General features: G+C 42.2%; 6 protein-coding genes. 2 read left to right on the top strand and 4 right to left on the bottom strand.

Annotated features, from left to right (window positions below; translation table 11 throughout):
- Positions 1 to 540: 540 nt before the first annotated feature.
- Positions 541 to 1,359, top strand: coding sequence for an adenosylmethionine decarboxylase (speD, locus tag AN619_RS02005; protein WP_068554589.1), 819 nt, complete (start codon positions 541 to 543; stop codon positions 1,357 to 1,359).
- Positions 1,360 to 1,717: 358 nt separating this feature from the next.
- Here speD and AN619_RS02010 read toward each other — a convergent pair whose 3' ends face one another.
- The 3 genes from AN619_RS02010 to AN619_RS02020 are packed head-to-tail and all read right to left on the bottom strand — an operon-like array spanning position 1,718 to position 8,928.
- A complete protein-coding gene (locus tag AN619_RS02010) occupies positions 1,718 to 2,767 on the bottom strand; it encodes a flavodoxin family protein (RefSeq protein WP_068554591.1) in 1,050 nt (349 codons plus the stop codon).
- Positions 2,764 to 4,011 carry a Rossmann-fold NAD(P)-binding domain-containing protein gene (locus AN619_RS02015; RefSeq protein WP_068554593.1) on the bottom strand — a complete coding sequence of 416 codons (1,248 nt, stop codon included), beginning with the start codon at positions 4,009 to 4,011 and terminating at the stop codon, positions 2,764 to 2,766. Before AN619_RS02015 ends, AN619_RS02010 begins: the two co-directional genes overlap by 4 nt.
- A 12-nt stretch (positions 4,012 to 4,023) precedes the next feature.
- The gene (locus AN619_RS02020) at positions 4,024 to 8,928 is read right to left on the bottom strand and encodes a nicotinate-nicotinamide nucleotide adenylyltransferase (protein ID WP_068554596.1); all 4,905 of its coding nucleotides are present in this window, start codon (positions 8,926 to 8,928) and stop codon (positions 4,024 to 4,026) included.
- A gap of 359 nt (positions 8,929 to 9,287) precedes the next feature.
- On the opposite strand from AN619_RS02020, the gene AN619_RS02025 reads away from it, so the two are divergent.
- The gene (locus AN619_RS02025) at positions 9,288 to 10,808 is read left to right on the top strand and encodes an FAD-dependent oxidoreductase (RefSeq protein ID WP_068554598.1); all 1,521 of its coding nucleotides are present in this window, start codon (positions 9,288 to 9,290) and stop codon (positions 10,806 to 10,808) included.
- A 65-nt stretch (positions 10,809 to 10,873) separates the two neighbouring features.
- Here the strand turns inward: AN619_RS02025 and AN619_RS16260 are convergent, their stop codons facing one another.
- Positions 10,874 to 11,416, bottom strand: coding sequence for a CAP domain-containing protein (locus tag AN619_RS16260; RefSeq protein WP_068554600.1), 543 nt, complete (start codon positions 11,414 to 11,416; stop codon positions 10,874 to 10,876).
- Positions 11,417 to 11,608: the final 192 nt, after the last annotated feature.

Consider the following 11,608-nt stretch of genomic DNA (forward strand, 5'->3'; position numbering starts at 1 on the left):
AATATACCATATACTTTATCAAATTGCAAGATTTAAAATTTTTCACATACTAGAATTTTTTTCTATATCTTTTCTATTTTCCCCCTAGGGCCTTCCTCTTTCTGCTTTTACCTTGCTGCCATCCTATCCATTTCTTTCGTCTTGTCCATCCTCCCCATCCTTATCAACCAAAACATCTCATTATAAGCCCCGTACAGAAGTTACAGCGTAGACAAAGCAGAAATAAAAAATCCTTTGCTATATATAGTATAGCATAAAATTTATCCACAATATCATGTGGATATATGCAAAATCCTGTTGATAACAATTTATCTGTAGCCATCTCCTTCTGTCAACCAAAAAATTCGGTTGCTTTTCTCCCGTAGAACTTCATAAAGAAATTCTACCCATGAAATAATAGTATAAAAGGAAAAGAAAAAAATACCTAGGTACATATTCACGCATTTCCCCTTGATATATTTTTATACTAGGTTTATAATAATAGTCGCAAGCATTTTTACAGAGAAATGCGAGGATAGAAAGCATTGTAAGGAGGAAGAAATGGAAATTAAATCTATTAAAAAATTAAAACTTCATGGTTTTAACAACCTGACCAAAACTCTGAGTTTTAATATGTATGACATCTGCTATACGAAAACTGTTGAGGACCGCAATGCTTATATAGCCTATATCGATGAACAGTATAATGCAGAAAGACTTACAAAGATCTTGACCAATGTATCCAATATCATTGGTGCCAATATTCTCAATATTGCAAAACAGGATTATGATCCTCAAGGTGCAAGTGTTACCATATTAGTATGTGAAGGTCCTGTGAATCCTGAGCAGTGTGAACACTCCTCCGACAATGAATCGCCAGGTCCTCTACCAGATGCTGTGGTTGCACACTTGGATAAGAGCCATATTACGGTCCATACGTATCCTGAATATCACCCCGATGATGGAATCAGCACCTTTAGGGCTGACATTGATGTTTCAACCTGTGGTCACATTTCGCCTCTAAAGGCTTTAAACTATCTCATTCACAGCTTTGATGCCGACATCATGACCATTGATTACCGCGTGAGGGGTTTTACCCGGGATGTGACAGGCAAAAAATTCTTTATTGACCACAAGATCAATTCCATTCAAAATTATATATCTGGTGATACAAAGGATCGTTATCACATGATTGACGTCAATGTATACCAAGAAAATATCTTCCATACCAAATGCATACTGAAAGAATTTGATTTGGACAACTATCTTTTCGGTGTGACCAAGAAAGATCTTTTGCCGGGAGAGAAGAAAAAAATCAAAAAGAAATTAAAGAAAGAAATGGAAGAAATCTTCTACGGAAGAAACATGCCGAAAGTTTGAAAATTTCAAAAGATGTTGCCCAGGCTTTTGCTGAAACCTTCCTTTTCCGCAAAAGCCTTTTGTATTGATATGCTGCAACACTATGAAAAAATCATTATGAATGTACTTTTTCAGATCCATCCTGTACTATATAAAATAGGAACCCTTATCTCTATTTTTTAAAAAAATTTGTCCTCCGTCACGGCACCCTGGATACACGCTTCATGGGAAAGCCGCAGAACCGTAGAGGGAAAAACGCCAATGGAAAAATTCAAAAATCCTACAGAGAAAATTATACATCAGGGGCATTCCTATAAAAAAATTGCTGGCTTGCACCAGCTAGTTCATACCCTCAACAATTTTGGGAATCAACCATCGTCTACCCCTTAATCTCTTGCAGAATATTTTGGGCAAAGTCCTTTGTCCTTTCTCCTATATTCGGTACATCATGAATGGATCCTGGATCATTGGCCGTAGCCATGATTGCAAAATAGGGAGGCAACCGAAAACTTTTATTAATATTTAAAGCGCCAATCAGTTGCTTGGCCACAGAATCACTTCCTGAATTGCCTGATACAATGACCGCAAACATGGTTTTATGATAAAGCTTCGTCCTTCTATAAAGAACCGTCATGCGGTTGATGACAGCCATCAATTTGGCAGAAACAGAATCGTTGTAATTGGGGCAAATCCATACCACTGCATCGGCCCTTTCGATGGCAGGCAGAATTTCCTGCACGATGGCCCCCCCATAAAAACAGGAATTCCGCTTGCTGAAATGCTTGCAGGTGGTATAAGAACATCCCTTGCAATCAATAATGGTACCATTTTCCACATGGAGTTCTTGTATGTCTTGCCCTTCTAGATGTTGTTTCACCATATTCCACAGCATCAGAGTATTGGAAGTGCTGTGGGAACTGGCATGAAGCACTAGTATTTTGGGCTTCTTAATCAACATGGGTTGGTCTTGAATAAAATGATTCCCCAGTTTCTCACAAAGCTCTAGGCAAATATCCTCTAGGGGCTTATGTAGATTTTTTTGCCATGTCCTAAAATTTTCCAAGCTTCCCGTAGCTTCCACCAGGGGATGGCCCGGAAACCGGCATCCCAATTGATTGGTCATAAAGATAATATTTTGTGCCATGCTTTTGGTAAAAAGCTCATGATGGCTATGGATCAGGATCACCGCCTCAGCACCGGCCAGAGCATCCCTTCCTCGAAGCCACAGGTCGGACAACATCTGAAAAAATCCGATATTATATCCCGCTTGATTCAACTGTACAGCAAAGATTATCTTTTTGTTTCTCAGATCGGGAAGGTTCTTTGCCTCCCGTATCACAATGTTTTTCATGCCGGCAGTGGCTGCTTCTGCCATCCGCAGAAGCTGATCCGATACCTCCCCCGGCATGAGGACATATACCTCATTCATATGATTTCAGCCAGCCTTTCATAGGTTTGCCTCAGCCGCTCCATCAAGGAATCCGGCAGAGGAAGCCTTTCCACTTCTGTCCCCGCAGCCGTCAGCCGATTCCTTGCGCCCATATACACACCCCCCATAAAAGTGGCGCTGTAGTGCCAATCTCCCCTTATGGTAGCAAGGATGGACAGGCTTCCGGAAGACAAGGCAGGGGCAACATATGGCTTAAAACCTGTCTCCCTTACCTCCAAATTAGCGTTTCTAGCCTTCGCCGTCAGATACATGGATATATCTTCATTATAGTTTTCAATACAATCGGCAATCACCAAATCCTTTCCATGGGGGCCATAGGCTCGCCCTTCCCGGAGATAATGACGGGTTCTAGGGTTTTGTCCTGCATAATAGGCAGCCCTGGCATGCATAACCCCCAAGCCATAGCCACGGATTTGTTCAGGGGCCAGCCCCTTATAATCCATTGCTCCTGTTTCAGGCTTTTTATTGCTGTCTATAAAAACAGATTTGCAAAGGAGATCTACGGGATCGGAAACTACGGCAAATATTCCTTGAAATCCCTTTTCCCTCGCCATTTGGGCATAGGGTTGCAAAAGGCCGCAGTTTCCCTCAAACTGCACCATGCGCACATCCTTGGCATCTTCCCCAACGGCAGGCACCTTGGCACTGGCACAAAATACAAACATATCACAGTCAAACAATTCCTCCTTTCCAATGCCTGTCACCGGCGGAAAAAACTGTCCTTCGACAGGGGATAAAATTTGGTTTGCCTCATACTCCCACCGTCTTACCTTTTCCTCCTTGCGGTCATAAATACCAATTTGAGAAATACTGTCTCCCCCCAGCAGTCTTAACCCTGTGACAAGGATTCCTCCCACATCCCCCAGACCAAAAACATGAACCCTCCATTTTTGGGGTAAAGACTGACACAGCACTTCCTTCCAGCTAGGATAGCTCCGGTTAAGCCCCATTACTTTTCCTTCCCGTATTTTGGCCAGAAGCCACGGAGGAAGTCCTTCTCCACAGCCTTCCTGCCGTTTCAGCAAATGAATCCCTTCTTCCTTAAGAAACATTAAACCGGGCTCCGACAGACAAAAACTTCTTCGCCACTTCCCTAGGTCTCCTTCCATCACAAAATAAAGCATTCCCTGGCACCGGGCTGCAGCATTCTCCGATATCTCCTGCAAATCCCCATAGGATGAAAAAGAAACCAAGATTTTCTCTCCCAATTGATAATAAAACATCTGCCTCGCCCCCTATTCCAGACACATTCTTTTTAATCGCTGCAAGTGCTCTATATCATTCTTCAAATAATGAGATGGATGAAGATTGATATCGTAATACATATCCCTTCCATGATCAGGATACCTGGGCGATACAAAAACTTCTCCCAGATGGGCTAAAGTAAATTTTCTCTCATGGATTTTCTGGTACTCCCTTTCAATGGTTGCAATCATGTCCATGGCATTTTCCAGACAAACTTCTGACAGGTTGTATATGGCTTCCTTTGATGTCCCTTTGATAAATCCAGGATAGGTATAGGGCAAAATAAAGTTTACGGAAGGTATGAGGTTTCTTTCCGGATAATAACCCCTCCATAATGTGTCTCCTCCTATAAAAGGATACAATAGGCTTTCATTCACCCATACCCTCAACCTAGGAATATAGTAGGCACAATCTACCTCCCGGTTTTGCATATCCATCAACTCTTTCCCTCGATCGGAAAGAATGCCCACCAGTACCTTTTCCACTGGAACATTTTCCCTCTTTAGAAGAGGATCCAATGCCTTTAGGCGGTACCCTTGCACCAAAATATCATCTACAAGGATCACGGGCCTGTTGAAGGAACGAATCATGCGGACTTGATTTTCAAGACTCAGATAGTACGGATAAGCCCCTGTGCAGTAGGTTTTCATATCCGATGCAAAAAGGCGATCCGTATGAAGGGATTTAGTAACCGTATTGGGAATGATTGAACCATGTAAAACCATGCCAAAGGGAACACACATCATAGTCCCTAGCTTCCTAGGCGTCAAAGGCGTAGTAGGTACTCCATTGATATCGCAAATCTTCTTAATCAGATTCTCATACATCATCGTCCGGTCAAAGGATAATACCAAATTCCCCGGATACAGCCTGGTCATCGCTTCTTGAAGCCTTTTCCTCGAACGATAAATTGCCTTCTTTACCTCTTCATTGCTCCGGAAAGGCTCCTTCATCACCGATTCAATTTCCAGACTCAGTGTACAGGGTGTTGTCATATCAACAGCCAAAATCGTATTATTCTCATCCTGCAACGGTACAAAACCTTGGAGAAGCAGGGTTTCATACAACCTAGGCGGTACATGCCTGTCAATGGTATTTTTAAATACCGCATAGTTGTAATCCTTTGCAAGACAGTACGCTAAAGTCTCCGTAAGGAGAACCTGCTCCAGATTTTCAAAATTCTCCTGAACTCCTGCAAAAATACCATCTATCACCAAGATCCTGCCGATGGCATTTCTGCGAATATGATCGGAAATGGCCTCATTTTTAAATTCTTTATAGAGCATGCTGGAACGTACCCAGTGAAAGGCTGAAAAACCCAATATCTTTCCCTGTCGGCCCATACTGCGCAATAGAAGCAGCTTAGGGCTCAATTTTTCATACAAGTCGTGGAAACGGAGGAAGGCTTCCTCTGGATTTTGGCAAAACTGCCCGGATAGTTCCCGGAATAGTTGAGAAGTAAAATCCTCCACTTCTACAATTTCCACAGAAACCGATTTGGCCTCCATCAATGTTTTGTATTGGGGTTCCCTTCGATACAGTCCCTTTTCATAAATAAATTTTTGCACCAAAGGATCTGTTAGTTTAGAAATATCTCGATTTTCATCGATATAGTTTCTGATTTGGGTAGAACTGATATCTTCATATTGAGGCGGCAAAGATAACCTTACGATCTTTCCCATAATCTCCTTTAAAGCTTCTTGCAGGTCATAATCCTCCCCTTCTATATCGTTGCCGTTCCGGCGGTCAAAAACAATATGAGGGAAAGTGTGAATAGAATGAGGCTCTTTTTTCTCCCTATAGGCCGATGCATTTAGTACCACATCACTGCCCACTACAATATGCACATCCCCCTGGGGAAAATTCTCCCGGAGTTTTTGAAGATCCATAGGATTTGCAATATTCGTAGGCAGATCCTCCGGATAGAGATAAATCCCCAGCTCATCGGCAATAGACATTTTGATGATATTTCTTCTGATTAAATTTGGCTGTGTCCGTTTGGACCAAGAAAATTCATCTACCGCCAAATATACTTCATAACCTAAATCACGGATGGCCTTGGCAATTTCCTTATGACTCAAGGTAAAGGGATCAAAGGTTCCTGGGAAAAATGCAATTTTTTCTTGCACCTGCAAAAAAACATCTCCCTGGTAGAATTTGCAGTCCGAGATAAACCGGTAAATATGGTTCAAACCGGCTGCACTGTTTAAAAACATCAGTTCTTTATCCTCGGCAGTATCTGAAAGCAGGGTAAGAACTTTCTTTGCCGCCAATCGGAATATATGATACTTCTGATCCAAGTCTAAATGCTTAGAACCAAAGATATCTTTGCCGATGACACGGAAGGCCACCTGCTTTGTCTGTTGATTGTAATTTACCAACCCGTTTAACAAAATGCCCAACATCCGAATTAGACGGTTATGATAGGCCCCCTCTTCCTCCCGGAACAACTCCCTATATTTCGGATAATGTTCAATAGCAATGCCAACGGTTTGAAGAAGAAGGGAATTAATTTGAGGTCCTGACTGCTTGATTTTCTCAATCAGATCATCAAGGATTTCATCCAGTTCCACCGGCTGCAAATACAGGATGAGCCTGCCCAAATAATTTGGAATATATTTTGTAAACTGATAACCTTCAATCTCTAAAGCCCTCAAAAGCTCCACGGCAATATCATTTCTCTGTTCTAGGGAAAGATGGGGTGCAATGCGAATCAAAGCCTCTCCGGCTCGCCTTCTTACACTTTGGCTTGCACTGACCTTCAATAGATTGCAATAATGCATGGCTGTATGCAGTCCTGTACCCATCTCATATTCAAGGGTATAATCCAAAATAAAATCCACCTGGGCTTTCTTGACAATCCAATGGGTCGCCGTCTTGAGATTACTTAAGAAAATATCGGATATTTTCTTTCGATCCATCCCATTCCGCTTCCTTAAAACTTCTATTTGATTTTTGCCAACGCCTAGCTTTTCAGCCAGTTTCAGCTTTTTATAATTTTCTGCAGCCACCTCAGAGGCATCCAAATATTTCATCAAACGCTGTTTCAGATTTTCCGTAAAACAATGATTTTTTTTCAGTCGGTCATACAGGTATCCCATGGCATCCAAAGCCGAAATCCGAAGGATATCCTCTTCAGACTGGAGCAATGTTTCTATAAAATCGGCTAAAGCACCAATCTGCCCATCCTCGCAGCAAGAAACGGGAATATGTTTAATCCCTTCCGATAGATACAGCTTTACATTGACATCCTCAGGCATCCCATTTTCATAATACTGAAGCAGGGTTTTTGTATACTCTTTTCTCTGACCCTGACGGCAGTGGCTGAATACAGAAGATATAAAATTGCTCAAATTATACCCGATCCACCGCCGATGGAGGGGAATAATTTTTTGATCCGGATAAAGGATCAGTTGAAGATACTTGCCAAACAGTTCTTCCCCAAGTATTTCAGCAGGCTTTAACTGCACATCTTTGGGAACCTCTTTTCTATATTCCTCATCAAACAAGGCAATCAATGCCCCCATCAGTTCCCCACACTGTCTTCTGATATCGTCTTCAGGATGGATTAATAATTCGTATAGGAACTGGATGGTAATCAATTTTTGTTTTTGAGTTAAATAGGTGGAATATTCCTCAATCACATTCAAATATCCCCGTAAATGATTCAGCTCCACTTCACTGCGGGCAATTTCCAGAATACTGTTTAAAGAGGATTCGTCCCGCAACATGTACATCAGCCCGATATTATGATGAATAGCCAAATACTTCAAGTTTTCTACAATTTCTTTTCCCTGCATCAAGGCATAATTCTTCTGCCCTTCCCTTTTCCCGAGAAATTCTTTTTTTTCTTTCCCCACTTCCAATTCAATACCCAAGTGGAGCATATAATCTTCAAAATCCTTCAGCTTTGCATATACCCTACGGTAGCGCTGCTCCTTCGCCGCGTCCACATTGTCCAGCTTTTCCAGCACTACATCAAAGGATTCTTTCAAATCAAATATATGCATGCCTGAGCCTTCTTTTTTTCCATCCTTCTTCTTTACACGGAAATCACAGTAGATTAATATCAAAGACTCCAGGGACAAATTCTCAAGCTCCAAATCCCATGTGGAGTGGTTGATAGCCACATTCCGGATATACACAATATTATGTTTTTTAAACCATTCCCCTGTATAATAGTAGTGCAGATAAGGGACCCTTTTTACCTCCAGACCCCTGCAACCATATTTCCCGATATCATGCCCCGCTGCGGCCCCCGATACCCGACCCAAATCAATGGGAGCTCCCGCCTTTTTCAATTGGCGTCCTATATGGAGAGCCAGATAATGGACACCACAGATATGATCCAGGGTGCTATAACCCTTCACCTCGTAGCTTAGCTTCATCATCTCATAAATATATTCTTCGTCAAACACCTTTTTGAACGTCTTATATTCCTCCGGGTGCTCCAACTCCCCTTCTTCCTCTTCCGTCAACAGCTCCAAAGGATACATGCTTTGCCAGGTACCGTCCTGGGAGGACTTCTGAAAAACTGAAACAACTCTCAATACCTGCAAATAAAGAAGGCAGGGCTTCTCCAGCCTTTCTAAAATCTCTATTTCCACAGCCTCCGGAAAAGATCGGCTAAGGGCATATTGAAAGATATATTCCAACCAATCTTCGGGAGCATCTCCTTCCGCAATCTCCATCATCATGTCTTCACATAGCTTCAGTACGGCCTGACAAGTATAGGTTTTCATGGCAACCATTCGTTCAATCTGTTCCATGAAAAGGGGGTCTTTTATATATTTCTTGATCATTTTGGGCTGCAGGGAAAGCCTATGAAGAAAATCCGTATGCATCAATGCATTTGCAATTTGTTCATAAAGGGCCCCAGAGAGTAGGTGAGTCATTCCATATCGCTCCTTTTGTTAGAAATTTCTGACGATTCATCGTAAAAATATAAATCTCAAGTTTTCCTTTCTATTTTTTGGTGTTTTCCCAATCATACCATCTTGACAAAAGAGTGCTACCACACATTTGGGGATGAAAAAAATTCTTTTTATATGTCTTAGTATACCATTCCTGAAAACCTACATCAACGCGAATGGAACATACAGATCAATGCTATGGTATGCTGCAAAGCAGAACAGGATTTTTTCCATCGTGTCCTTATAAATTCATCCATTTTCATGGATATTTTTGAAAACATGGCAAATCATAAATAATAATAGATATTGTAGCTAATAGAATTTTTACAAGGAGGATATCCATGAACAAAGAATTATCTTTGCAATCCTACTGGATCACCTCTACACCACAAACGGACTATCCATTTTTGCAGGAAGATGTGGCCGTAGATGTGGCAATCGTAGGTGGGGGCATGGTGGGAATTACGGCTGCATGGCTTCTCAAAAAAGACGGATTGAAAGTAGCCGTCATCGAAGCTGACAGAATCATTCAAGGAACTACAGGCTACACCACGGCCAAAATTACTTCCCAACATACCTTGATCTATGACAAATTAAAAAACCAGCAGGGTGAAGAAAAAGCCAGGCAGTATGCTAAGGCCAATGAAACTGCCATCCGATTTATCGCGGATCTTATCCAAGAAAAACAGATTGATTGTGACTTTTCTTGGCAACCTTCCTATGTATATACCCAATCAGAGCAATATGTAGAAAAAATTGCGAAGGAAGCAGAAGTAGCCTCCGGTCTCGGTATTCGTGCATCTTATCTGGAAGAGCTTCCCCTGCCCTTTCCCGTGAAGGCAGCAGTTCGTTTCGACAACCAAGCCCAGTTCCACCCAAGGAAATATCTGCTTGCTTTATCAAAGGAAATACCCGGCCAGGACAGCTATATTTTCGAGCAGACCCGGGCAATGGATATTCAGCCAGGAAACCCTTCCATCATACTTACCAATCGGAAGAAAAAAGTGACTGCACAGAAAGTAATCATTGCATCCCATTATCCTTTTTATGACAGACGTGGTTTATATTTTGCCAGAATCTTTACAGATAGAGCCTATGTCTTGGCTGCCAAAATTAAGGAGCATTTTCCCGGTGGAATGTATATCAACGCAGAACAACCTACCCGATCCCTTCGCTCCTTGCCTACGGAAAACGGGGAGCTGGTTATGTTCATCGGAGATCACCACAAAACCGGCCAAGGAGAAAATACTATCCATCACTATGAAAATCTGAAATCCTTTGCCCAAGAAATATATACCGTAGAGGATATTCCTTATCGGTGGTCTACCCAGGACTGCATGACGCTGGATGGCGTGCCCTATATCGGTCATCTTACATCCTTTACCCCCAACCTCTATGTTGCCACCGGCTTTGGAAAATGGGGTATGACAAACAGTACCGCATCTGCTATGATTTTAAGGGACCTCATCGTGAAAGGTGAAAACCCCTGGTCCCCTGTCTATGATCCTTCACGCTTTACCCCTATGGCTTCTGCCAAAAACTTCATTATGGAAAATTTCGATGTGGCAGAAAAATTTATTGCAGGAAAAATTGCTGTTTGGCCCGAGGATGTAGAGATCAACAGGGGAGAAGGCAAGATCATGGAAATAGATGGACAACGGGTTGGCGCCTACCGGGATGAGGAAGGCAAGCTCCATCTGGTAGATACCACCTGCACCCATTTAGGATGCGAGTTGCAATGGAACGCTGCAGAAAAATCCTGGGACTGCCCATGTCACGGATCCAGATATACCTATGAAGGAAACATCGTAGAGGGCCCTACCACAAAACCTTTAACAAAGATACCTTATCACACCACCTAGTTCCCCTTCTAAAAAATTGGATCAGCCAAGGAATTGCATTCCTTGGCTGCCTTTTCGCCGCATAACTACCTGGATTTGATAAACATCTGCGTAATTTTATAGCTGTTGTAATTGGTGGGATCTTTTGCAATCCCTATGCCGATATGGGTAAAATTAGGGTTTAGAATGTTTTTTCTATGTCCATCGGAGTTCATAAAAGCAATATGGGCCTTTTGAATACTTGAATTGATAGCGATATTTTCTCCAGCTGCAGCATAGTTAATGCCAAATTTTTTCATCATATCAAAGGGACTTCCATAGGTTGGAGAAGTATGGGAGAAGTAATTATTTCTTACCATATCCTCTGATTTTTCTTGTGCAACCGCCGTTAATTCTTTATGCAGTTGCAGTGGCGCTACTCCCGCCTTGGCCCTCTCTGCATTAATCAACTCAAGCATCTCATATACACCAGCCTGGAATTCTCTAGCATCTGTAGGCTGGTGTGATGGTGTCTGTTCCTGAGGCACAGTTTGGGGAGCATCCGGTTTGGGTGCCGGTGCAGGTGTTGGTTCCGGTTGCTGTGGCAGTTCCTGTTGAGGCTTCTGATTGGTTTCTGAGTTAGAATTCACCGTCCTTACTTCCACAGGAATTGGCAAAGGTTGGTTCGGATAATAGGTTTTGTATGCTTTAATACTATAATGAACCCAGGAAGTTGGACACAAAAAGTTGAAAAATAAGTTATAATAAGAATATGAAAAGACGACATTTTACCCCGGAAGAAAAATCAAAAATAGTATTAGAGCTGCTGAGAGAAGAAAAAA

The organism is Thermotalea metallivorans (genome assembly GCF_001562415.1).
GTDB classification, from domain to species: Bacteria; Bacillota; Clostridia; order Peptostreptococcales; family Thermotaleaceae; genus Thermotalea; species Thermotalea metallivorans.

Coding starts and splice junctions, on each gene's coding strand:
- AN619_RS02015 (WP_068554593.1), bottom strand. CDS start 4,011: ATGTTTTATTATCAATTGGGAGAGAAAATCTTGGTTTCTTTTTCATCC.
- AN619_RS02020 (WP_068554596.1), bottom strand. CDS start 8,928: ATGACTCACCTACTCTCTGGGGCCCTTTATGAACAAATTGCAAATGCA.
- AN619_RS02010 (WP_068554591.1), bottom strand. CDS start 2,767: ATGAATGAGGTATATGTCCTCATGCCGGGGGAGGTATCGGATCAGCTT.
- speD (WP_068554589.1), top strand. CDS start 541: ATGGAAATTAAATCTATTAAAAAATTAAAACTTCATGGTTTTAACAAC.
- AN619_RS02025 (WP_068554598.1), top strand. CDS start 9,288: ATGAACAAAGAATTATCTTTGCAATCCTACTGGATCACCTCTACACCA.